Source organism: Persicimonas caeni (assembly GCF_006517175.1).
GTDB classification, from domain to species: Bacteria; Myxococcota_A; Bradymonadia; order Bradymonadales; family Bradymonadaceae; genus Persicimonas; species Persicimonas caeni.
In genome coordinates this window covers 5,181,842-5,206,131 of the sequence record NZ_CP041186.1, presented here as the reverse complement: position 1 = coordinate 5,206,131, position 24,290 = coordinate 5,181,842, and the positions used below count along the sequence as shown (strand labels likewise).

At 63.8% G+C, this 24,290-nt stretch carries 18 protein-coding genes; 14 read left to right on the top strand and 4 right to left on the bottom strand.

Translation table 11 applies throughout. The features are described 5' to 3' along the window. The first annotated feature begins 108 nt into the window (after positions 1 to 108). The 4 genes from FIV42_RS19180 (at position 109) to FIV42_RS19165 (ending at position 5,361) form a co-directional block, all read left to right on the top strand. Positions 109 to 1,491 carry a c-type cytochrome domain-containing protein gene (locus FIV42_RS19180; RefSeq protein ID WP_141199252.1) on the top strand — a complete coding sequence of 461 codons (1,383 nt, stop codon included), beginning with the start codon at positions 109 to 111 and terminating at the stop codon, positions 1,489 to 1,491. Positions 1,492 to 1,601: 110 nt separating this feature from the next. Next, complete coding sequence (locus tag FIV42_RS19175; protein ID WP_141199251.1) at positions 1,602 to 2,102, top strand: hypothetical protein; 501 nt, start codon at positions 1,602 to 1,604, stop codon at positions 2,100 to 2,102. Between the two features lie 7 nt (positions 2,103 to 2,109). Continuing rightward, on the top strand, positions 2,110 to 4,005 hold the full coding sequence (locus tag FIV42_RS19170) for an LTA synthase family protein (protein WP_141199250.1): 1,896 nt from the start codon (positions 2,110 to 2,112) through the stop codon (positions 4,003 to 4,005). 108 nt (positions 4,006 to 4,113) lie between these two features. After that, positions 4,114 to 5,361, top strand: coding sequence for a PQQ-dependent sugar dehydrogenase (locus FIV42_RS19165; RefSeq protein ID WP_141199249.1), 1,248 nt, complete (start codon positions 4,114 to 4,116; stop codon positions 5,359 to 5,361). A gap of 38 nt (positions 5,362 to 5,399) precedes the next feature. Here FIV42_RS19165 and FIV42_RS19160 read toward each other — a convergent pair whose 3' ends face one another. Then, complete coding sequence (locus tag FIV42_RS19160; RefSeq protein WP_168210769.1) at positions 5,400 to 6,593, bottom strand: endonuclease/exonuclease/phosphatase family protein; 1,194 nt, start codon at positions 6,591 to 6,593, stop codon at positions 5,400 to 5,402. Between the two features lie 148 nt (positions 6,594 to 6,741). On the opposite strand from FIV42_RS19160, the gene FIV42_RS19155 reads away from it, so the two are divergent. Then, entirely contained in the window at positions 6,742 to 7,527 is a 786-nt protein-coding gene (locus tag FIV42_RS19155; RefSeq protein ID WP_168210768.1) for a lysophospholipid acyltransferase family protein, read from the top strand. A 6-nt stretch (positions 7,528 to 7,533) separates the two neighbouring features. On the opposite strand, the gene FIV42_RS19150 is transcribed toward FIV42_RS19155, so the two are convergent. Next, complete coding sequence (locus FIV42_RS19150) at positions 7,534 to 9,531, bottom strand: rhomboid family intramembrane serine protease (protein WP_168210767.1); 1,998 nt, start codon at positions 9,529 to 9,531, stop codon at positions 7,534 to 7,536. A gap of 326 nt (positions 9,532 to 9,857) precedes the next feature. Between FIV42_RS19150 and FIV42_RS19145 the strand changes: the two genes are divergently transcribed. Further along, positions 9,858 to 11,444 (top strand): hybrid sensor histidine kinase/response regulator, encoded by a 1,587-nt coding sequence (locus tag FIV42_RS19145; RefSeq protein ID WP_141199245.1) that lies wholly within the window; start codon positions 9,858 to 9,860, stop codon positions 11,442 to 11,444. A 121-nt stretch (positions 11,445 to 11,565) separates the two neighbouring features. Beyond that, positions 11,566 to 12,126 carry a hypothetical protein gene (locus tag FIV42_RS19140; protein WP_141199244.1) on the top strand — a complete coding sequence of 187 codons (561 nt, stop codon included), beginning with the start codon at positions 11,566 to 11,568 and terminating at the stop codon, positions 12,124 to 12,126. 100 nt (positions 12,127 to 12,226) lie between these two features. Here FIV42_RS19140 and FIV42_RS19135 read toward each other — a convergent pair whose 3' ends face one another. Next, the gene (locus tag FIV42_RS19135; protein ID WP_141199243.1) at positions 12,227 to 12,514 is read right to left on the bottom strand and encodes a hypothetical protein; all 288 of its coding nucleotides are present in this window, start codon (positions 12,512 to 12,514) and stop codon (positions 12,227 to 12,229) included. 85 nt (positions 12,515 to 12,599) lie between these two features. Further along, a complete protein-coding gene (locus FIV42_RS19130) occupies positions 12,600 to 13,589 on the bottom strand; it encodes a M48 family metallopeptidase (protein WP_141199242.1) in 990 nt (329 codons plus the stop codon). A 226-nt stretch (positions 13,590 to 13,815) separates the two neighbouring features. On the opposite strand from FIV42_RS19130, the gene FIV42_RS19125 reads away from it, so the two are divergent. The 7 genes from FIV42_RS19125 to FIV42_RS19095 all read left to right on the top strand — a co-directional run bounded on the left by FIV42_RS19125 (position 13,816) and on the right by FIV42_RS19095 (position 24,278). Next, the gene (locus FIV42_RS19125) at positions 13,816 to 15,633 is read left to right on the top strand and encodes an AMP-dependent synthetase/ligase (RefSeq protein WP_141199241.1); all 1,818 of its coding nucleotides are present in this window, start codon (positions 13,816 to 13,818) and stop codon (positions 15,631 to 15,633) included. Positions 15,634 to 15,714: 81 nt separating this feature from the next. Then, a complete protein-coding gene (locus FIV42_RS30600; protein ID WP_141199240.1) occupies positions 15,715 to 17,340 on the top strand; it encodes an Ig-like domain-containing protein in 1,626 nt (541 codons plus the stop codon). Next, positions 17,337 to 19,607: a PKD domain-containing protein gene (locus FIV42_RS30595; RefSeq protein ID WP_187027608.1), complete on the top strand. Its 2,271-nt coding sequence runs from the start codon at positions 17,337 to 17,339 to the stop codon at positions 19,605 to 19,607. Before FIV42_RS30600 ends, FIV42_RS30595 begins: the two co-directional genes overlap by 4 nt. 313 nt (positions 19,608 to 19,920) lie before the next feature. Continuing rightward, positions 19,921 to 20,415 (top strand): hypothetical protein, encoded by a 495-nt coding sequence (locus FIV42_RS19110; RefSeq protein WP_141199238.1) that lies wholly within the window; start codon positions 19,921 to 19,923, stop codon positions 20,413 to 20,415. Between the two features lie 1,160 nt (positions 20,416 to 21,575). After that, a complete protein-coding gene (locus FIV42_RS19105) occupies positions 21,576 to 22,493 on the top strand; it encodes a DUF2795 domain-containing protein (RefSeq protein WP_141199237.1) in 918 nt (305 codons plus the stop codon). 84 nt (positions 22,494 to 22,577) lie between these two features. Then, positions 22,578 to 23,351, top strand: coding sequence for a phosphocholine cytidylyltransferase family protein (locus FIV42_RS19100; protein ID WP_141199236.1), 774 nt, complete (start codon positions 22,578 to 22,580; stop codon positions 23,349 to 23,351). Between the two features lie 9 nt (positions 23,352 to 23,360). After that, positions 23,361 to 24,278, top strand: a complete 918-nt coding sequence (locus FIV42_RS19095) for a CDP-alcohol phosphatidyltransferase family protein (RefSeq protein WP_141199235.1) — start codon at positions 23,361 to 23,363, stop codon at positions 24,276 to 24,278. Positions 24,279 to 24,290: the final 12 nt, after the last annotated feature.

Below are 24,290 nucleotides of genomic sequence, written 5' to 3'. Positions count from 1 at the left end.
GGTTGCGAGATGAGCGTGTGTGACGATTCGCAGCCCCCAAGTCCTTAACTGCCCAAATAGAAGGCCTTGCTAAAACCGAGGCCTTCATTATCTGAAGTACGAACGCATATGACGAAGACGACCCACAATTTGCGAGTAGCACTCTTCCTCGTCGCCTTGTCGCTCTTGGCGGGTTGCGGCGACGAGCCGACCGAAGAGGAGGTCCTGGGCTCGACCATCAAGTTCGAGCCTAACCGCCCCAGCTCCGACGAGGGAGAGGCGGTCGACCCCTATACCGGTGACAACGACCTGGTGCTCGAAGCCCAGCAGCGCTTTCGCACAGGCCTGGACCTGCACCGAAAGGTCATCTACCGCACATGCACGCCCAACGGCGGGGTCTGCCACAACCAGAAGGAGTATCCGGATCTGCGCACCCCGGCGAACTTCTTCAGCACCATCGGCGCCCCCTGCAACGTCCAGCCCGGCGAATGGGAGTCGGTCTACGACCGCTGCGAACGCCCCGGCGACCGCTTCAAGTTGTCCGACCACGATTTCAACGAAATCGAGATTGGCTGGCTCGAGTATATCCCGGGCGAAGAAGAGCAAGACTACGGCGACGAGAATATGCCCGACGCCGAGTCACCCGGCCTGCACATCTACCTGCACGACCCGGTCAACATCGACCGCAACGAAACGTACTCGACCGGCCAATTTATCCGCACGTTCGTCGACGCCGACGGCAAGGTCAAAGACCTGGTCTTCGCCAACTTCCGCACCCGCTGGTGGATCTTGGATGACGGGCGCCACCTGATGGCTGAGGTGCGCAACTACCAGGTCGACACGATCAACGAGCTGATGTCGGTGGGCATCGTGCAGGGCGACACCAACCGAAACGGCACCTACGGCGCCCGTGAGGCCAAGCCCGCCACGCTGCTCGAGCCGGGCAAGCCCGACGAGAGCTACCTCATCGGCCGCCTGCGCGGCACGATGGGCGGCGAGCCGGTACCCGGCTCGCGCATGCCCCTGGCCAACCAGCCCTTGTCGATCCCCGAGATGCTCGCCCTGTTCTGCTTCGTCGAAGGCCTCGACGCCAACGCCGACAGCCCGCCGGACGGCACCTCTCCCATCGACTACAAAGACTGCTCGTACAGCGAGGACCCCGAGAGCCTGAACCTGCTGGGCGAAGGCGTGACCTGGTCGGGGCGCGTCTCGCGCATCCTCGAGGCCAACTGCGGCGGCTGCCACGGCGGCGCCCAGCCCGCCGCCGAGCTCAACCTGACCGACGACGAGGCCTACACCACCTTGCTCGGCGCCTCGCAACAGCAGCCCGACCTCAACCTCGTCGAGCCGGGCAGCCCCGAGGAGAGCTACCTGTGGCTCAAGATCACCGACGACGAGTCGATCACCGGCAGCGCCATGCCCATCGACCCGCTCAACGGCACGCGCACCCTGACCCAGGCCGAGCTCGACGATATCCGCACCTGGATCGAAAACGGCGCGATGGACGAATGAGCATCAGGAGGCAGACCTCGACGGTCTGCCTCCTATGGTCTCAGCCGAGAGTTTGTTAGGCTGCGCACACACATGGAGTCTAACCCAACTTTCGATCTGAACGACCAACCATGACAAACACGCAAGACAAGCTATCGATCGTCCAAACCAAGCTCGACGACCTGCTCGAGCGCCTCGAACGCCACCAGAACGTGCTCGAGAGTATCGAGAGCAGCCCGGACGGCTACGACCAAGAGGCCGTCCGGAATTATCTGTCCACCCTCGACGGCACCCTCTCGGACACCGACTTTCTCGACGCCGCCGACGAATCGCTCGCCCCGCTCGAAGAGGTCGCCGAGCAGGCCAAGCAGGCCAACCTGGCCGGCGCCAAGGTCTTCATCGACGATTACGAGATCGAGGGCGTCGAGCTGCAGTACCTTCACGAAGACCAGATGGAAGCGTCGCTTCTGGTCGAATCGCCCAAGGTCAACCAGCTTCGCGGCGGTCGCCCGCGCCTGGAAATGCCCGACGGAAGCACCTACACGTTCACCATCCAGCAGACGCTCATCGCCGAGGTCAAAGACGACAAGAGCGGCTATCTCGAGCTGATTTTGGCGCTCGACGAGGCGTAAGCGGACCGTGGCGAAGTCGGCTCGACAACTGGCGTGGGTCGCCATTCCGTTGTCCGTGCTCCTGGGCGACTTTTTTGTGCGCTGGGAGATGGGCCTGCCCGCCAACCTCGCCCAGAGCCCGTCGAACCTGTTTGCTTCGGCGGGACTCTCCTGGCTCTTTTGGTGGGCGGTGAGTCGACTCGTCTCCGCGAGCGAGCGCCGCTGGATGTGGGCGACGGTGGTCGCCCTGCCGGCGGCGCTTTTGTGTGCATCGGTGTGGCGCTTCCACCTCGTCGCGGGCCACGCGCCGAGCCCATCGGTGCTCGTGTACTTTTGGCAGGAACCCGCCTCCTCGCTTCGCATGATGGGCACACGTCTGTCGCCGCTCTTCGTCGGCGGCGTCGGCGCGCTCGCCGGGCTGTGGGCCTTCGCGCTCGCCGGCGAACCACGCGAGCTCGACGCCTCGCTTCGGCGAAGCTGCCTTTTGGCGCTGGTGCCGTGGATCTTCGCGGCGGTCTTTTGGCCGGCGGGCATGACCGTGGGCCAGTCGCCGTTTACCGCCGATTTTCACGCCAGCCACACCGTCGCCCACGCCGCCAAGGCGCTGATGACCAGCGAGGCGACGAGCCCGCTCGGCGTGGCCGACCGCGTCGATCTGCCGAAGGCCGAGGGAGACGCGCCACGCCCCAACGTCATCATCATTGTCGCCGAAAGTCTCCGGCGAGACCGCATGCAGATCTTCGGGCACGATCGCCCCACGACCCCCGAGATGGCGCGTTTTTTCGACGCCCACCCCGACGAAATCTATCGATTCGACCGCGCGCTGAGCGCCTCGGCGTACACTCAACTGTCGGTGCCGATGATCCTGAGTGGCCTCTACATGGCGCGCGACCGCCAGACAATGCACCGCGCCCCGTTGGTCTGGCACTACGCCCGCGCCGCAGGCGCGCAGACTTTTTTGGTCAGCCCGCAGCAGTGGAGCTGGCAGGGGTTGCACGACTTCATGTTGCTCGACGCCCCGCCCGATCACGTGGTGACCGCCGAGACGCTGGGGGCCGACATCATCAACGACGTCGGGGTGCACGACCGCTTGGCCACCGACGCCCTCGTCGACTTGCTTCGCCACAAGCTCGACCCCGAGCGCCCCTTCTTGGGCGTCGTGCAGACCAACGCCACGCATTTTCCGTTTCTCCCCAAAGATGATGTCGACTGGCCTCTCGAGTCGATTCGCGACGTCTACGACGCCTCGGTGGCGCTAACCGATGGGATGTTCGGGCGCATGGTCCAGACGCTCTCCGAGCGCGGGCTACTCGAGGACACGGTGATCGTGTTCGTAGCCGACCACTCCGAATTTTTCTACGACGTCGACGCCGACGATCGCGAGCAGGTCCAGAAGGTGTGGCAAGACGGGCTGCGCGTAAGCTCGTGCCACCCTTCCATCGCCCGCATCCCGATGTTTATGTATGTGCCCGACAAGTGGGCGCCCACGACGTCAGCGGGCGCACAAGCCCTACGAGACAACGAGCGCCGGTGGGTCTCGACGGTCGACGTCGTGCCGACCGTGCTCGACCTGTGGGATGTCGAGGACATGACGTCCCAGGCCGGCCTCGATGGGCTCGATGGAGAGAGCCTGCTCACGCCTGTCGACGCAGATCGCGCCGCCTTTTGCGTCAACAGCGCGCGTTGGAATTTACGAGGAGGCAGCGGCTTTGCGGCATTCGGAAACGAGCGGATCATCTACGGGCGCACAGACTTCGAACACCTGCACGTGTACGACCCGGAAGATTCCGCCACCTGGACCGAGCGCACGCCGGGACGGACGCCTGATGAGCGAGATCGCCAATGGCTCGACGGACTCCTCGGCCGCCATCCGGCGCTCCGCCCCTACTTGAAACATGTAAGTCGGGGCAACAGTGACGACTAGCGACAATGTAGGAGACGTGAATACATTGTAGTCGGGCGTTCTCAGACGGACTGGGGGGAATGAATGACGCGTCGATCAATGAGTTGGCTCTTGGTCTTGGCTCTGCCCATGACTGTGATACTTAGCGGGTGTGAGCGTAAGGCCGCCCGGGAGGATGCATCGAACTTCGAGCAGAGCAGCACCGATAACCCGACCGGCGGCGGACCGCCACCCGACCGCCCAACCCGAACCGGCGACGAACCGAGTTCAACAGGGGAGGAATCGCAGGATTACTGCCGACTTGTCGAGCGGGGTTACGGACCGCGCGGCGAGGTCGCCGTGCGCGCCGAGGAGGTCGTCGACGGCCTCGAAGTCCCATGGGGCATCCTATTTATGGGAGACGGAGACTTGTTGGTGACCGAACGGGCCGGCCGGCTACGACTGGTGCGTGACGGCCGACTCGTCAACGCTCCCGTCGCCACCGTCGAGGTCGCGGCCAACGGTGAGGGCGGGTTGCTGGGCATTCAAGCCCATCCGGACTTCGAGTCCAACCACCGGTTTTATCTCTTCTACACGGCCGACAAAGGCGACGCGACGGTCAACCGCGTCGAGATGTGGCAGCTAAGCCAAGACGGCGAGGCGCTCAGTGCTCGTCCCAAGAAGGTCATCGTCGACGATATCCCCGCCGCGCGCTTCCACAACGGGGGACGCATGCGCCTGGGACCCGACGACATGCTCTATATCGGCACCGGCGACGCCCGAAACCCGGACTACGCCCAAGACCCCGAGGTGCTCGCCGGCAAGGTGCTGCGCGTCACTCCCGGCGGCGACATCCCGCCTGACAACCCCTATGGCGACAGCCCCGTCTACCTCATCGGCGTGCGCAACACGCAGGGATTCGACTGGCGCGACACGTCGACGATGTTGGTGAGCGACCACGGCCCGTCGGGCGAGATGGGCCGTACCGGCCACGACGAGATCAACGTCGCCGTCCCCGGCGAGAACCTGGGCTGGCCGACGATCTACGGATGCCAAGACGAGCCGAAGATGAGCCCGCCCTCGTTGACGTGGGATACCGCGGTGCCGCCGGGAGGCGCGGCCATCTACACGGGCGACGCCATCGGCGAGTGGAAGGGAAGCTTGATGGTGGGCACGCTCGGCTCGAGACACCTGCACCGAGTCGCCTTCGACGGCGACAGCCGCCGGGTCGAACGTCACGAGACCTATTTTGTGGGCGATCCACCCGAAGGATACGGGCGGCTTCGCGAGGTCATCATGGGACCCGACGGCCATCTGTACGTGACCACCAGCAATTGTGACGGGCGGGGGAGTTGCCCGCCCGACGGAGACAAGATTCTGCGAATCGTGCCCGAATAACTCGGTGCGAGGGCGAGATGCCCTCGCTCCGATATTGCTTACTCTTGGCTCTCGACCGTCACGCGCACCCCGTAGTGGTCGGACAGGTGCAGCTGCTCGCCGCCCACGTCGACCGTCTCGTCGTAAACACGCGCCACGTCGAGCAGACCGTACGGCATGGTGAAGTCCAAGAAGACGTGGTCGATGGCCTTGTTCGAGTCGCCGCCCACCAGCGTGTTTGTCCCGCAGAAGGTGCACTCCGGCGAGTCCTGCGCGATGTACGGCGAGGCGTACTCGGCGTCGACGAATTTCTGATAGTTCGCAGCAAACTCGGCGTCGAGCTCGCCTTTGGCCGGACCGTTGTTCATGTCGCCCATCAACACGACGTTGCCGGTGGTCGAAGTCTCGTCGATCCAGGCCAGCAGCGCGTCGATCTGGGCGGCCTGCTCCTCCTCGTAGCCCGAGAAGGCGTCGCCCGGGTAAGGCACGTCGCTCAGGTTCGCAGCCAGGTGGGTGCAGTAGACGTCGACGTCGCCGAACTCGGGCACCGTCATCACCGCGTGCAGCGCGCTTCGCTGGACGATGGTGCTCTCGAAGCTCGTGATCTCGGTGTCACGCAGCTCGTGGCGGCTCAGCAACAACAAGCCATTGTGGCCGTTATACGAGAACTCGCTGGCGCCGTCGCCGGTGCACGCGTTGAGGATATCGTCGATCGAGCCGCCAATTTGGCCGAAGACGCACTCTTGGCACGGGCTCGACAGGCCGTTGAGCTCCTCACCGCAGTTGTTCAGCGCGCAGGTGCTCAGCTCGTCGTTGGAGACGCCGTCACAGTTGGCGCGCACGCACGTCTCGAGCGGGTCGGCCTCCTCCTGGCTGCAACTGACGCTCTCGCCGAGCTCGGTAACCTCGAAGTAGTTGTACGGGAAACTCTCCGACGCCCCACTTGTCAGCGCGTCGATCTGGCCGGTCGACCACTCGCCCTGCTCGTCCTGGAACAACCAGACCTCCTGCAGGCACATCACGTCCGCCGGCGACTGCGCGATCGCGTCGGCCACCGGTTGCACGCGCGCCTCGGCCTGCGGCACGAAGCCGCGGGCGAGTCCGACGTTGTAGGTCTCGAAGGTCGCCGTGGCGCCCTGCGGCTCGCCGTTATTCTGCGTGCCGTTTCCCTCGCCGTCGTCGTCTCCACACGCCGCCAGAGCAGCGATAGCAGCGACGACGAATAGCCCTTTCCATACTTTCAGCGATGTCATCTGCATTCCTCTTTCGTTACAGTTGATTCAATCCACTGGACCTTTGATCCAACACTTCACAGTGCGCAAGTTGTCAGCGATGGCGCATAGACGTCACCGTATTGCCATTTTGAGCGCAGTGCAAAGAGATTCCGCCCCAGGAAAGCCCGTGTCTGAGACGCTACGAAAAAATCGCAAGCTGTACCGGCGCGTGACGCCAATCATCAAGCATCTGGAGCGCTACTTCCACCCGCAGGTCGACGGCCTCGACCGCATCCCCGACGGGCCCGCGTTGCTCGTGGGCAACCACAACGGCGGGGTGATGGCGCCGGATATGTTCATCTTTTTGCGCCATTTCGCCGAGCACACCAACTTCCAGGACGTGCCCGTGCCGCTGGCCCACGACGCGCTGTTCCGGGTGCCTGGGGTGAAGCAATTTCTGGAAAGTGCCGGCGCCCAGCCCGCCTCGCGCGAGCACGCCATCGACGCGCTCTGCGCAGGCAGGAAGGTCCTCGTCTATCCCGGCGGCGACTGGGAGACCCACCGGCCGAGCTCGGAGCGCGACAAGATCGACTTCGGCGGGCGAAACGGGTTCATCAAAATCGCGCTGCGCGCCAACGTGCCCATCGTGCCGGTGGTCTCCGCCGGAGCGCACGACGGCTGGTTTGTGATCACTCGCGGCGACCAGATCGCCCATAAGCTCAAGCTCGACAAGCTCTTTCGGATCAAGGTCTTTCCGATCGCGCTGGGCGCGCCGTTCGGGCTCGTGCTCGGCCCCGCCTCGATCCATGTGCCGCTGCCGTCGGATATTCGCATCCAAGTGCTCGAGCCGGTCTGCCTCGACGGCAGCGTCGACGACGCTTACAACGTCGAGGAGCACTACCGCCACATCACCGACGCGATGCAGGGCGTGCTCACCCGGCTCGCCCGCGAGCTTCGGGGCAAGCCCAACTGAACGGGCTCACGGCAGCTTCTGGATCTCGGGCGACATCGGCCAGAACTGCAGCTCGGTGTCACACGTGTCGACCGGCTCGACGAGCCCGGTGACCAGCCGAAGGTTATTCGGCCACTTGGCTAGCGCATCGTGGTTGTCGATCGTCGCCTCCTCTTTGCCCGCCTCGAGACAGGTCAAGACCAGCCCGCGAACCTTCCCTTCGACACGCGCCGACGCGTAGATGGCCACGGACGTGGACGCAGCGCCTCCCGGCGCACGAATCACCATCGAACCGTCGTCAGACGGGTCGAAGCGTAGTGTGGGCGGCTCGGCGAACACATTGTCTTCGATGATCGGCCCGGCAATCTCGCGGCGGTAGCTCAAGAATCGGGCGAGTTGGCTGGCAAAGGTGACCTTGCCGTCGCCCATGAGCCCCGAAGTCGGCGTCGCCTCTCGGAACACGGCCCTTTCGATGTCGATAGCCTCGTCGATGAGCTCGAGGCGTCTATCTCCAGACAACTTGCGTGCCAAGCGGTAATTGAGCGTAGCGAGTGTATCGCGAATCTCGAGGCGGTCGTCCTGCTCGTCGACCACCTTCTCGACCGCGCGACGCGCCTCTTCGAGTTGCTCGCGGCTCGCGTCCGGATCGATCGCGGTGGACCAAGCGATGAAGTTGACCTGTTCGGGAGCCGACTCGCTCTCGAGAGCCTCGTCGAGCATGCTTCCAAAGACCTGCGCCTCGTCTTGCGGATGTGTCTCGAACGCGTAGACAGCGGCCTGGACGAGGCCGGCGACGAACACCGCGCTCATCAGCACGGTAATGCCCCGCGTGATCATCGACGGACGGTGGTCGGGCTTGAGATCTTTCATCGGCAAGACGAGCAGCCACGCCGCCACTCCGCCGACGACAAAGCCCGCGCCGTGGGCAGCATAATCGATGATCGGCACGACGACCGGAAGACCGGCGTTGATCCCGATGATGACCACCCACCACGCCACCGATTGACGAAACGGCGGAGGAAGCGACTTCCAGTAGCGCACATGCAGGGCGAGGAAGGCGCCGAACAACCCGAAGATCGCGGTCGACGAGCCCACCGACACCATGCCGGGGCCGGCCAAGTACGAGCCCAGTGAGCCGCCCAGGGCGCCCAACAGATAGATGAGTAGCATGCGCCACGAGCCCACCAACTTCTCGACGGCGGTGCCCAAAAAGAGCAGCGCGATGCCGTTCAAGATGATGTGCATCCAGCCTTGGTGCAGGAAATTAGCCGAGATCAGCCGGAAATATTGCCCCTGATCGATGAGCGCAGGCGCGTTGGCCCCAAGTTCGATGAGCCCGAATGGATCCTCGGAGACGCCCATCCACAGTTCGACACCGAAATAGACGGCCAAGATACCCAAAAGCGCCTTGGTCACCGTCGCCTTTTTGGACGTGGCGATGCGCGCCAGTTTTTGACGCTCGCGCATCCCGGCGAGGACCTCGCTGGCGTTGGGGAGTTGGTGGATGCGTCGGAAGAGCTCTTGGCGCAGCAGCATCGTCCCGTCGGGGCGCTCGAACTCACCGTCGGCATAACCGAGCGTCTTGCTGCCGGTGTCGACGAGCACGGACTCGCTTCGCCCGCGCGTCATCGCCAACACACCTTTGACGTCCCCGTAGGCGAGTTCGACGGTGCGCTTGGAGTTCGACGAGACCGGCAGCAGCACACGCTCGTCCTCGAAGACAATCGCGCGTGACTCGGCCGGCTTGTCCCACCATCGCCACCCCAAATACGCAGCAAAAGCCAACGGCGGCCCCAACACCATCGCCCAGATTTGCCAGGAGACCTGTTGGGCCTGGAAGACCGCCAAGATGAAGTCGCTGAACCAAAGCCCTGCGACCACCAGCATCACGGCCGCGGTTGTCATCCCCCGGGTCCACAAGGACGGAGAAACCAGCTCGAGCCGGTCGACCTGGGCCGGCGGTGCAGGCGCAAAATCACCTTCGGGAGGCGACGGTGGCCCGGGTTGGTCGGCATGTTGGTCCATACAGCAAATCCCTTTGTTCGAAGCTACAGCGATCGAATTTCGTGCCGAACCTAAGCGCAACATCCCCTCGCTTAAAGGCAAACATAGCCTCGCCTAAAAGCAAGGAGGGTGACATAGGAACAAATTTAGGCTGGACACGCGCCGTAAGCTTCCCTTATTTTGTTACTCGTTAGCTACAAAAGCTCAGGGGATGTGACAAGAAGTGAACGCCTGCGGGCGTTTGCTCTGCAGTAGTACATCCCGTAGTTAGGGGGACACTGCCTTTGTAGCAAGCTGCCTTTACGCGTCGCTCCGTGCTATGGTGTGCCTCGGTGCTTGTAGAGGCTATGCGCAGTTCGCTGCACGTCGACCTACTGCAGAGGGTTCAAGGGATGATCAAGAGTGCGTTTCAAGCCGGCGATGAGACTTCGACTTCGGTCGCAGATCTTGTCGAAGAGCACTTCCCGGCGGCGCTCCTGCTCGTCGCCCTCGACGGGCGCATCATCGACGCCAACCAGCGCGCCGCCGAGTTTCTAGAGCGCGACCCTCGAGACGTGCGCGGCCTCTCGCTCGACCAACTCGCTCCCGATGATTGCCAAGACACCGTCGAACTTTTGTTGGCTCGCGCCCGACGCGAATCGACAATGCAGACGTGTGAACTCCAGCTCGAGTCGAGCAGCGGACGACAGATCGACGTGCTCGTCCAGTGCCGTCCCACCGAAGTGGACAACGAAAAGCGCCTGTTGATGTGCATGTGCGACATCTCGCGGTGGCGCAGCGCCGACCCGCGAAAGCTGCTGTTCGAAGAGCAACTGCAGCACTCCCAGAAGATGGAGGCGCTGGGCCAGTTGGCCAGCGGCATTGCCCATGATTTCAACAACCTGCTGACCTTGATCACCGGCTACAGCCGGGTGCTGCTCGACGACACCGACCCGACTTCGACCCACCACCAGCACCTCCAGAAGATTGCGCGCGCCAGCAAGCAGGCCACCGACCTGGTGGCTCAACTCTTGGCCTTTAGCCGCGATGACGGACCTCGCGCGGCGGTGGTGAACTTGAACCAGGTCTTGATCGACTTCGAGTCGATGCTCCAGCGCATCATCGGTGAAGACATCGAGCTGGACGCCCGGCTCGACCCGGACCTGCAGAATATCCGCATCAGCCCCAACCAGCTCGACCAGGTGTTGATGAACTTGACCGTCAACGCCCGCGACGCCATGCCCGACGGCGGCCAGCTGCTCTTTGACACCGCTGGCGTCTACCTGGGCAACAGCCGACCGCCGAGCCTTCGCCACCTCTCCTCGGGCCCGTACGTCAAATTGACGGTCGCCGACAACGGCATCGGCATGAGCCCGGAGGTCGCCGAGCGCATCTTCGAGCCGTTCTTCACCACCAAAGACCTGGGCGAGGGAACCGGCCTGGGCCTGGCGACGGCGCGAAGCATCGTGCGCCAGTACGGCGGCGCGATCACCGTGCAGAGCGAGCCCGGCAACGGCACCACCTTCGAGCTGTACTTCCCGACCGCCGACAGCAGCGTCGACAGCATGCGCCAGACTCCGATGCACGGCTTCCCGGCGGTCGGCAGCGAGCAGATTCTGCTCGTCGACGACCACCGCGACGTGCGCGAACTCGCCGCCCAGATCCTCGCCTCCCAGGGCTACCGCGTCACCGAAGCGCCGCTGCACGGGGGATCGATCCAGCTCGACCCCGTCGCTCGCTACTCCCTGGCGATCATCGACGCCGGCCAGCCTCGGCCCGCCGTCGAAAAACTCGTCGCCCAGCTTCGCGACGGGCAACCGGACATCAAAATTCTCTTCTTGGCCGGATATCGAGGCCCCGAGGCCGACTCGCCGCACACCCGCGTGCTGCGCAAGCCGTTCACTCCCGACGGGCTGACCCGCACGGTGCGCGAACTGCTCGACGAGCCACAATAGCCTGTCTGCAGCCTGCCCGACTCGTCGACGGACCGCGTTGACGGTGCACGCCACGTGGCGACCTTCAAACCGGAGTCATGAATCGAATATTGGCCCGGGAAACCGGCCAGGGAGGCCGAGGATGAACGTCCGACCGTGGTTTATGTTGTTGGCAGTCGCATCGTTCCCGCTCATCGCCGGGTGTCCTCAGGGCGCCTGTGACGAGCATCCTCGCGCCGGCTCCCAGTCCGAACAAACTCCGGGCGCCACGCCCAAGGCCGTCGAGGGCGAGCCGCCCGAAGAGCAGGCCACCCGCCCCGACGAGACGATGCGCGCCGGCGCCGAAGGCAGCGAGTTGGCCAAGGAGACCGGCCCCATCATGGCCCAGTGCATCGAGGTCGTCGAAGACGTGATGCGCTGCACCACCCAGCAACAATTTACCGAAGCGATCTTGGGCGCCGACGACGAGCAACTCGCCGACGCCGAGCGCGAGGCCTACGAGGCCACCATCGACTTTATGCGCGAGCCCGGCGCGCGCCGGCAGGTCTGCCAGCAACTCTTGCTGCCCGACGAGCCCACCCCGTTCAAAGACATCCCTACACTCGAGAAGATGGTCGAAGCCAGCCAGCAGGGCTGCCCTGAGTTGGCCAAAGTGCTGCTCGACACCGGCGCGGTCAAAGCGCTGGGCGATGTCGACATCTGAGAGGCGAGAGGCCCGCAAACAAGCAAAAAAGAAACCCGGCGGCTCCATCTGCGGAGCCGCCGGGTTTTGTGTGTTTGCGCACCCGAGACGAGACGTCCGCCTAGTCGACCGGGATCGTCTCTTCGAGAGGCTGGTTGGCCTCCTCGGCCGGAGTCTGCTGTCGCTGCTCGACCTCCGGCGCCGGTCCCTCGAAGGGTCCTTGGAGCGCCGCTGAAAAGAGCACCACGGCGACATATATGCCTAAGACGCCCACGGCAATGAGCGCGACCACCAAGAGAATCTTCAAAGCGGTCGACTGGCTACTCTCTTCTTCAGGGCGCTGTGCGACATCCCCTTCGGTGACATTCGAGTACTTCTCTTCAGGATGTCTGTCTGGCGATACGGTCATATCTCGTCCTCCACGGCTGAAGGAGCCTGCGAGGACAAGATAGCCGCGCGCCTAAACGGGTCAATTCCGGTGTCCTTTCAACCAGTTAGCGCCGACGCCTGCGCCTCTGCGTGTCGGTATTGGTGTCTTGGGTGGTGTCGTCGGTCTCCGACGCGCTGTCGTCGTCGGTGGTGCTGCGCCGACGCCGGGTGTCGTCAGTCGAGCCGCTGCCGGTACGCGCCGGCTGGCCGTTCAAGGTCTGCAGCATCTGCTGGTAGCGCTCTCGGCCCATCTCGGTGGGCGGATTATCGATGCGCGCGATGAGTTGGCGCAGTTGACTGATTCGATTTTTCGGAGAGGGGTGGCTCGACAAGAACTCGGGCGGCCGCGCGCCTCCCTGCTGCTCCATCGTCTGGAAAAAGTCGACGAAGGCCGCCGGGTCGTACCCGGCGCGCACCAGGTAGCGAAGCCCGGTGCGGTCGGCCTGCGATTCGGCCGAGCGGCTGAACTTGAGCAAATAGCCTTGGCCGGCCACACTGGCCAAGATCTGGGAGACCACCCCCGGGTTGTTGCCCAACGCGGCGCCGGCGAGCGCTTGCAGACCATACTGGGCGACGAGTTGCTCGGCGATATGACGCTCGGTGACGTGGGCGACCTCGTGGGCGAGCACGCTCATCAACTCCGCCTCGCTTTTGGCGGCCTTCATCAACCCGGTGTAGACGTAAATGTCTCCGCCGGGCATCGCAAAGGCGTTGACCTGGTCGTCTTTGAGTACGGTAAACGAGTAGTCGATGCCTTTGGGCTTGCCGCCGGCCGCGCGCACCACCTTGGCGCCCAATTGATCCACATACTGCTGGACGCTCTCGTTCTCGAGAACGGTCATCTCCTCGAGCACTTGCCTTTGGAGTTGGCGACCCAGTCGCTCCTCCTCGCGCGGAGGCAACAGCACGTCGGCCGCCGCGTCGGTCACTTCGCCGCCGGTGCCCGTGGCGCATCCGCTGGCGCCCAGACCCGCCGCAGCGAGCACGAAAGTCGTCAACAGCGCCACCAGCGCGCGTTGGGTACTGCCAGAACTGCGTGTATCTACAAAGTTCATCTTCGCCGCTCCAAGTGGGAGGCTATAAGAAATACGCTGTGAAACTTAACTCGGTCTATGGGGAGTCAACACGAGGTCGACGCCGGTTCGACGCTTGGGACAGTGGACCTATTCAACCACCGGTGTGGGCGCATCGCAACCCCCCGCGACATTGCTTTTGCGTTGGCCGCGACCACATTTCGAGGTGGCTTGGCCGCCAACAACTCTCCACAGCCGGGAGGCGACCGTGGCGCTCGACTACACCACCTACGAATCGCTTACGGATCTCGAGTACCGCAACCTCGTCGAGATCTATCACCACAGCATCGACCATTTTGCCGAGCAAAAACTGTTCGGCGTCAAACGAGACGGCCAGTACCAGTGGATGTCCTACGCCGACTTCGGCGAGCGCGTCGAGCGCTGCCGCGCGGCCCTGGCGTCCATGGGCGTCGAGCATGGCGATACCGTCGCCATCATCAGCAACAACCGCCCGGAGTGGGCCATCGGCGCCTACGCCACCTACACCCTGGGCGCGCGTTGGTGTCCGATGTACGAAGCCCAGGCCGAGAAGGAATGGGCGTATATCATCAACGACAGCGACGCCAAAATCGCGTTTGTCGCCAACGCCGACATCCGTCAAACCCTCGCCGAAATGTGCGAGGCCGGCGACATCTCGCTCGATCATATCGTCCACTTCGACGGCCCGCGCGAAGACAGCTTCGACGCCCTGCTCGAAGGCTCCGAGCCCAACGTCGAGGCCGTCGAGCCCGACGGCGACGATATCTGCGGGCTGATCTACACCTCGGGGACCACCGGCGACCCCAAGGGAGTGCTGCTCAGCCACCACAACATCGCCTCGAACGTCGAGGCCATCCACAGCTTCAATATCATCGCCCCCGACGATATCAGCCTGTCGTTTCTGCCCTGGGCGCACTCTTTCGGGCAGACCGCCGAGCTGCACGGCATGTTCGCCACCGGCGCGTCGATGGGGCTGGTCGAGAGCATCTCGACGATCACCGAGAACCTCCAGGAGATTCGCCCCACCCTCTTGTTCAGCGTGCCGCGTATCTTCAACCGCATCTACAACGGCATCCAAACAAAGCTCGAGGAGGAAGGCGGCCTCAAGAAGACGCTGTTCGAGAAGGCGCTGCAAAACTCCGATCGGCTGCGCAACCAACAACAGCAGGAGGGCCAGGCGCACACGACCACCAAGCTGCTCGACAAATTCTACGACAAGCTCGTCTTCCAGAAGGTGCGCCAGCGCTTCGGCGGCCGGCTCAAGTACGCCGTCAGCGGCGGCGCCAAGCTCAGCCCCGAGATCGCCTACTTCATCGACAACATGCACATCTCGGTGATGGAAGGCTACGGCCTCACGGAAACCTCGCCGATTGTATCGGTCAACGCCCCGGGCCAGCACAAGATCGGCAGCGTCGGCAAGCCGGTGACTGGCGTCGAGGTCAAAATCGAGAAGCACAAGGAGCACGAATCGGAGTTCGGCGAGGTCTGCGTGCGCGGGCCCAACATCATGAAGGGCTACTACAAAAAGCCCGACAAGACCGCCGAGGTGATCGACGAGGACGGCTGGTTCCACACCGGCGACTTGGGCTGCATCGACGAAGATGGCTTTCTGTGGATCGAGGGGCGCGCCAAAGAGGAGTTCAAACTCTCCAACGGCAAATACGTCAGCCCCGGCCCCCTCGAAGAAAAGCTCAAGCTCGCCCCGCACGTCGACCAGGTCATGCTCGAGGGGCACAACCACCCGTTCAACGTCGCCATCGTCAATGTCGACAAAGAGGCGCTCCAGCATTGGGCCGAGAAGAACGGCGTGCCCACTGACAACCTGACCCAACGCCCGGAGGTGCGCGAGCTCATCGAGTCCGAGATCGAAGAGCAGTCGGCAGACTTCAAGAACTACGAAAGGCCTCGCAAAGTGATCATCGTCGACGACGAGTGGACCCCCGAAAACGGAGTGCTCACTCCCACGCTCAAGCTCAAGCGTCGCGTGATCTACGAGCGCTACGAAGACAATATCGACGACGTCTACGAAGACGCCGACGAGGACTGAACCCACGGCGCATGTTGAATCGAGAGGCCTCGGCTGGCATCTTGTTGCGGCAAGCACACAACTGCCGCCTCGAGGTGCCCCGTGGCCTTCCGCAAAACCGCCTTCGCCAGTCTCGTCTGTGCCAGCCTCGCTTTTCCGCTGCTGAGCGCCTGTGACGACAGCCCCTCCTCGCCCGCTGATGCGGCTCTGAGCGATGACACCGGCACCGACACGGCCTCCGATACCAGCTCCGACACCCAGCAAGACACCGAGCCCGACGGCCCTCGCCCCTACCCCGATCCGGGTGCCTGGCCCGCTAACCACGGCCCCGGCGGCCCCGCGGTCACCTTCACCGACGACCAGCTCTACCAAAACTGCGCCTTTTTGGACGGCGGGGAAAACGACCGCAACCACCACAACCTGGTGGTGATGTACGACGGCTACCTGGTGATGCCCTGGGCGCACGAAGCAGGCGGGATCATCGGCGGCGGGGGACTGAGCTTTTTCGACGTGAGCGACCCGTGCAACCCGCAGAAGGTCGGCGAGGGCCTCTCCGAGGAGATGCGCGAGACGCACTCCATCGGGTTCTCGTCCATCGGCGGGCGCTGGGCAGTCGTCAACCAATCGCGCACGCCCTACAAAGGGGGCATGGAGTTCTGGGACGTGAGCGACCCGACCCAACCCGAGGTCGTCTCGCGCTTCGAAGTCGAGGGGTTTCGCTACCCCGACGCCTACAAGCGCATCGTCTTCAGCGTCTTCTGGCAAGGGCCCTACGTCTACGCGGCCGGCTCGCTCAGCGGCATCTACATCATCGACGCCAGCGACCCGCTCAATCCCGTGCAGGTGGGCCATTACGTGCCCGAGCCCGTCGTCCAACTCGGCCAGATCCAGGTCATCGGTAACCTGCTCGTGGTCACCACCTCCGAGGGGACCCGAAGCCTCCTGCTCGACGTGAGCGACCCGGCCAACCCGCAGCCCATCCCCGGCGGCGACTTCCAGGTCAAAGACCCCGAGGGAGAGCCGCGCGAGGCCTACTTCTCGAACACGACCAACGGCTACATCTACTACGCCCGCAAAGAAGGCGGCGGCGGACTGCTCGTCTACGATATCCACGACCCGCAAAACCCGACCCTGGCCGGCTCGTACCTGAGCGACGGCAACGGCGGCTACGTCTTCGTCAAAGACAACCACGCAATCGTCGGCGAGTCGCGCTTTGCCGGGGTCTACGACATCAGCGACCTGGCCAACATCGAGCAGGTCGCCAAGCTCGACCTCGACGGCGACCTCGATACGGCTACGCCCATCGGCAACACGATCGTGCTCAGTTGCGACGACGACGCCACCGACGGCGAGGCCAGCGCGGTCGCCCCCTACCTCAAAGAGCCCGACACCGGCGCGCCCACGGTGACCTGGAATTGGCCCGAAGACGGCGCCCAGAATCTGCCGCTCACCTCGCGCATCGGGCTCACGTTCAACGAGATGATCGCGGTCAAGAGCGCCTGGGCGGGCTCGGTGCGTGTCTACGAGACGGGCACCGACCCGGCCGAAACCCGCGTCGACGGGTATCTTTCGGTCCAGGAGAATATCGTCAACTTCTGGCCGGAAGACGGCCTGGAGCCCGGCAAGACCTACACGCTCGAGGTCCCCGCCGGTGGCATCACCGATTACAACGGCAACGCCATCGAAGAGCCCTTCGAGATGACCTTTTCGACGGTGGACGCGCCTTGAGACATTCTCGCCCAGTCACGATCTTGCTCGTCGGACTCCTGTGCACTTGTCTCGGCGCCTGCGACGACAGCAACGGCGGCGCGGACGCCGACCTTGTGCCCGACGCCGGCGCAGACGCGGCCGACACGGTGTCTGATACCGTGTCGGACACCGAGTCTGACACTGATTCCAGCGCCCCGCTCGAGGCTAACGCCGGCGCGTCGCGCTACGCGCTCGTCGGCGAGTCGGTCACCCTCGACGGCTCGGCGTCGACCGGCGCGGTGAGCTACCAGTGGCACTTCGGCGACGGCACCGGCTGGGACGATCCACGTGAAACGCCCACCGCCGAGATCAGCTTCGACGAGCCTGGCCGCTACCGCGCCGTGCTCACCGTCTACGACGCCTACGGACGAAGCCGCAGCGACGGTGTGGTCATCTCGGTGACCGAGCAACCGACATTTTCGCCGCAGGCGAGCAGCTCCATCATCACACTCCCCGACAATCGTCTGGCCATCGTAAGCCCCGACAGCGACGAGCTCGCCGTGTACGGCTGGTCCGACGCGGGCGAGTTCGAGTTGGTCGAGCGCATCGCCACCTGCGACGAGCCGCGAACGGTCGCCCAGCTTGGTGAGCGCCTCGTCGCGACCTGCCCGGCGGTCGACAAGGTCGGCATCTACACCCTCGACGGCGAAGCGACGACTCTGAGCCTCGACTGGGGCGACCGACCCTTCGGCGCGGTGGCCTACGATGGCGAGTTGTACGTCACGCTGCAGGGCACCGGCGGCGTCGCGCGCATCTCGCTCGACTCGGGCGTCCCCGTCGTCGAGGAGCGCATTCACGTCATCGAGGACGCTCGCGGCATCGCCGTGCTCCCCGGCAAGCGCCTGGGCGTGACCCGCTGGAGATCGTCCGACGATTGGGGCAGAGTGGCGATCTATGACCTCGATTCGGGCGAGACGACCGGCTGGTGGCTCGAATTCGACGACCAGCTCGCCTCGGACACCGAAACCGGCGGCGTGCCGAGCTACCTCGACCCCATCGCCGTGTCGCCCACCGGCGACTTCGCCGCCCTCCCCTCCCTACAGGCCAATATCGCCCAGGGCGAATACCTGAACGACGAGCCCCTCGACCACCAGTCGATGGTGCGCGCGGTCGTCTCATTCGTCGACCTCGAGACCGGCGATGAGGCCCGCGAGCGCAGAAAGCTCTTCGACGACCGCGGCCTGGCCTCGGCGGCGGTGTTCAGCCCCCGCGGCGACTACCTGTACGTCGCCATGCGAGGAAGCCGCACCATCGAGCGCTACGACATGCTCGAAGAGATCGACGCCGGCGCCATCTTCGACGTCGGCTTCGCCCCGCAGGGCCTGGCGCTGTCGCCCGACGGCCAATACCTCTTCGTCGACGCCTACATGTCGCGCGAAGTCGTCGTCTACAAAACCGACGCCTTCGACAGCCTCGCCGAGCCGCACGCGCGCCTGCAGATCCCGAGTTCGGAGCCGCTCTCCGACGAGGTCCTTCGCGGCAAGCAGCTCTTCAACGACGCCTTCGACCCCCGGCTCGCCAAGGACAGCTACATCGCCTGCGCCCACTGCCACCTCGACGGCGAAGCCGACCGGCGCACCTGGGACTTCACCGACCGCGGCGAGGGCATCCGCAACACGATCTCGCTTCTGGGTCGCGAGGGCGCCGCCCACGGCCCGATGCACTGGTCGGGCAACTTCGACGAGGTCCACGACTTCGAAAACGACATCCGCCTGCACTTCGGCGGCCTGGGACTGCTCGACGAGGCCGACTGGACCTCGGGCAGCACCGCCGAGCCTCTGGGCGACCCCAAAGCCGGCCTCAGCGACGACCTCGACGCCTTGGCCGCCTACGTCTCGTCGCTCTCCAGCTACCCACGAAGCCCTTACCGCACCCCCGACGGCTCCCTCACCGACAGCGCCGCGCGCGGCAAAACGATCTTCGAGTCGGCCGAAACCGGCTGCACCGACTGCCACAGCGGCCCTCGCCTGACCGACAGCGCGTGGCTCTCCGAGGGCTCGCCGAAGCTACACGACGTCGGCACACTGACCGACGCATCGGGAAACCGACTTGGCGGCGAGCTTACAGGCATCGACACGCCCACGCTGCACGGTATCTGGAACTCCGCCCCCTACCTGCATGACGGCTCGGCCGCCACGCTTCGCAACGTCGTGACGACCCGCAGCGCGGGGGGGGTGCACGGGAAGACCAGCCACCTGAGCGAGGCGGAGATCGACGACCTGGTGATGTATTTGAAGAGCCTGTAAGGTAAGACTCCCAACGACACGTCGAACTCCACGCACGGGGGGCCAGATGAGACGAGTTTCAACAGTTCATTCCGCCGGTGGGTTGTCGAACGCCCTACTACTGAGCTGTGCTACACTGCTAGCGTCCTGCGCAACGACCTCTCCACCACCCACAGCGAACCTATCCGGGCTGGCGCTACCCGCCAAACAGGGAGACATCGAACTCGCAGCAACTGCGAGTGGTGTCGGCGGCCTTGTCGAGGGGGGCACCGGACTTGTGGAGGGAACAGCGAGCTACCAAGCAACAGACACACTCCGCATCGGCATAGACGCAATGACCGGTCGCGATTTCGGTGTGGAGGCGCAGGAAGTGAGTGCTGGCCGCAATTCTGCGCGTGTTCTGTTGCGATACGACTTAGAGGTCGACGACGACACCTCGGCCGCGTTGGTGGGAGGCATCGGCGGCGGTCACTACAGCAGAAACGACCTCACTTACGTGACGGCCGACCTCGGCCTACTGGGACACATCGGCAAAGACGAGGGCATTCACGGGTTTGTCGGCCCACTCCTAGCCTTGAGCGTCCCTGTGGACCAGCGGACTGCTCGAAGCGACGTCGTGCTCGCCCCTGACGTTGATAGCTTCCACACCACCTTGTTCGGCGGTTTTAATATGGGCGTCGCCGTGCAGCCTAGCCGTTTCCTCAGGTTCTACATCGAACTCAGTAACTGGTACGGATGGGAAATTGCATCGACCGCGGATGGTGATACACCTCTGCGTCTCCAAACGAGTCTGCTCGCCTTATCAGTTGGTACCGGGGTTCGGTTCTGATCTGTCACGCGAGGGAGTGCTCGCAGTCGCCACACAGTGCCTCAGGGTTTATCCGCCCATTGACTCGGCCCCCAAGACCCCGGCGGGTTCACCCCGCCGGTGAATCAGCCTGTGCAGCTAACCGAGGCGCCCAGACGAGCCCCAAGACCCCGGCGGGTTCACCCCGCCGGTGAATCAGCCTGTGCAGCTAAAAAGCCAGGCGGCCATCCTCCCTCAAAAACCACGGCTCGAGCCCCATGACTCGACACCGGCGCACAGCGCCTCCACGACGGCATACCGGTGTGTCTACCGGCGAAATTCGCCGGCATGGGCGTCGCGGATTTTCTTGTAATGTCCACAGGTCAACGGGCAAAGCCCGCCCCGTTTTCAAGCCACCTCGGATAGGTCATGCGCCAGGCACATGCCCACCCCGACGCCACAACTTACTAGCTACATCGACGCCGCTGCGGCACTCCACTTGGCACAGGCCCATCTTCACGCCACGACCGAACTTCGGCGCATCAACAAACCCGCACCGGGCAAATCCGACCGTTTCGCCACAAGGACGAAACTGCCGGCTCGGCCTCCGCCGAGCGCGTCGAAGATGGACTTACTCATCGAACATCCCATCGAAGATACGCTCGCTACGAAAGCTCTGTTTTGCGGATCGGGAAACCGTTCCGCCGCAGCCCAGGTTTTGTTCGACAACTCCGGACCGAGCCGAGGCGAGGGGATTCGGTGCAGATTCGGATGCCGTCTGACGCAGGCGATGCGGAGCATCGTCGAGGAAAGACGGCACCGAAGATGCACGAATCAACCGCCTTCGGCGACGGGAGTGAGTTGTCGAACAGAACCTTCCGAGCCCGACCGGCTCAGCCACCAGCTGGCGAGCCAAGACCAACTTCGACCCACCCGCCCATTTGAAGGAGAGATTCGTGCGCACGATACCGCCACCCCTCATTACGGTTTTCGGCAAAAATCGAAAATCGTTGCGTATTTTCTGAAAGATCGACCCGTGGCGGGTACGGGAGCCGGATTTCTCTAAAGACGTGTTCCAACAACGCCGCTGTCACTGAGCGGAGGTTGGCCGGCCCCGACTGACGCTCCCCACCCCGCCCAACTTGGTACGACGCGACCTCCGTTTATCTTTGGTGTCCAGAGACTTGGCCACGGAGGACACCATGCCCATCAAACACCGCGAAGAAGGCACCTACGAATTGTTCGAGACCACCAACCACAACCGTATCCTCGTGCTCGACGGGAAGAAGTGGGCCGCGTGGGTCGAGGGACAAGCCGGCGAGATTTTGGTCGATACAGACGAGGAGCACCAGAAGGACCATACCGTGGGTGAGGGCAAGTTCCTGCTGCTCGACTTCGAGCAAGACCCGAAGTTCAAGGATATACCCCACCTGTTCTTGGAGCGCGACGGGTCGTACCACGAGGTCATGCTGCCCAACGGGTGGCCTACGAGCAGTGACAAGCAAAAGAAGGTCATCGACACTAACAACGACATCTCCAAGGAGGAGCTCGAGAAATACCTCGAAGGGGGCACGCCACGCGGTGAGGGAGAGGAGCGCATGGGCACGCCTGGCGGCGGCGCCATCGCCAACGTGACGAAGCACCTCGGGGGGATCGACTTTCCGACCAAGCCCAAAGATCTCATCGAGCACGCCCACGACGAGGGGGCGCCGTCGGAGGTTATAGACAAGCTCGAAACGCTCCCGGTGCGCGACTACAAGAGTATGGCCGACGTGACCGAGGAGATCGGTGAGAGGACCGAAGAGTTGCCCATCGACAACTACGACAAGCTGTCGGTCCAAGAGGCGGCCTCGAAGGTCCAAGGGCTGTCGGGCCACGACCTCGAGATCGTCGAGGCCCACGAGCGCGACCACAAAAACCGCGCCACGATCATCAAGGTCATCGACGCCAAGAAGAACACACACGTGCCCGACGACTACCACGAACTCAAAGCCGGTGAACTCATCGAGCAACTCGACAACATGTCGAAGACCCAACTCGAAGAGCTGCGTGACTTCGAGAAGAAGCATATGAGCCGCCAGAGCGTGCTGCAGGCCATCGATGAGCACTTGAATCAATGATCGTCTGCCATCTTCGCCGCGCGTGTGCTATGAAAGGCGCGTAAAACACCGCGCGCCTTTCACCACTCTCGAGGCGAGTCTCTGATGACCCAACCCAACGAAATCCAACACGCTATCTTGCTCGTGGCCGGCGTCGGCTCGCGCCTGCGACCGTTGACCGACGAGCTACCCAAATGCCTGCTGGAGGTCGGCGACGTGCCGCTGCTCATCCGGCTGCTTCGCCAGCTCCACAGCCACGGCATCGAGCACGCCGTGCTCGCCACCGGCTATCTCGAGCCGAAGATTCGTGCCTGCGTGGCCGGCTACTCGGGCATTCCCGACATCACCATCCGTCACAACCCGCATTACGCCGAGACCAACAACGCCGAGTCGCTGCGACTGGCGATGCCGGCGCTGCAGGGCCATCCGTTCATCCTGTGCGACGGTGATATCCTGGTCAAAAAGTCGGGCTGGCTGGGCGATCTCCTCGCCCACCCACACGACAACGTGCTCGCGATGATTTCGCCCGAGAAGATGGGCGACGAAGAGATGAAGATCGCGCTGGCCGACGGCGACGCTCCCGTGGGCGAACGCCCGGTCGTCGGGTTGAGCAAACGCCTCGACCCGGCCAAGAGCGCCGGTGAGTCGCTCGGGGTCCAGACGATCGGCGCGGACTTCTTCGGGCCGCTCTTGGATCGCCTCGATGGGATGAGCGCCAACGAGAAGGCCAACTCGTACTACGAGGACATCTTCGCCGAGCTGATGGGCGACGAGCATACGTTCTACGCCCACGAGGTGCCCGTCGACGCGTGGACCGAGATCGACACCGTCGAGGACCTCGAGTACGCCCGCGAGCTGTTCGCGAACTGGCAGAAGTAGAGCCGCACCATGAGCTTTCGTAAGCAGTATCGCCAGGCGCTGGCGTTCAAGGACATGGACGTCGAGGAGCCGATCGACGTGCGGTTTCACCGCCCGTTGGCCGCCCTGGTGACCGTGGCGGCGCTCTCCACGCCCGTCACGCCCAACCAGATCACCATCTCGAGCCTGGTCGCCGGCTGGACCGGCTCGTTCTTCTTGTACCAGGCCTTCTTCGGCGAGCTCTGGCGGCAGATGGGCCTCGACCGACCCCTGCTGTTCGTGCTGGCGGGCTTTTTCCTGTTCGCCTCGGTGATCCTCGACTGCGCCGACGGCCAATTGGCCCGCGCCCGCGGCGGTGGCAGCCGCGTCGGGCGCATCCTCGACGGCTTCGTCGACGCGCTGGTGCTCTTGCCCGCCTACGTCATCTTGGGCTTCGGAATCCTCCAAGAATTCGGCCAGTTGTGGATTTGGATCGCCGCGGTCGCTGGATTTTCGACCTGGGCGCGTACCATTGTGTACGACAAGATGAAGCGGCTGTACCTGGCCCGCACCAACCCCAGCGGCGGGGAGGCAAGCGGGATCGAGACGCCTGAGGAGGTGCGCGCCGACTACGAGCGCGCCAAGCGTGACGGCAGCCTCCTCGAGCGGTTTTTGCTCTTGGTCTACCTGGGCTACTTGACCGTGCAGGACCGGCTGGCCTCGGGCGAAACGCACGACGACACCCGTGGACGCACGCTCGAAGAGATCGCTGCGTTTCGCCAGCAGCATCGCGGCACGATGCGCCTGTGCAGTTGGATGGGGCTGGGCACGCACATGTTGCTCATCTACACATCGATCGCCGCCGCGGCCATCCACCTCGAGGTGCTCATCTGGGGGCAAGCCGTTTTGGCCAGTGTCTTCAACGTCTTATTGGCTATCGTCCTCGTGCGCGGCCGCAAGATGCAGTAAGATGAAATCAGT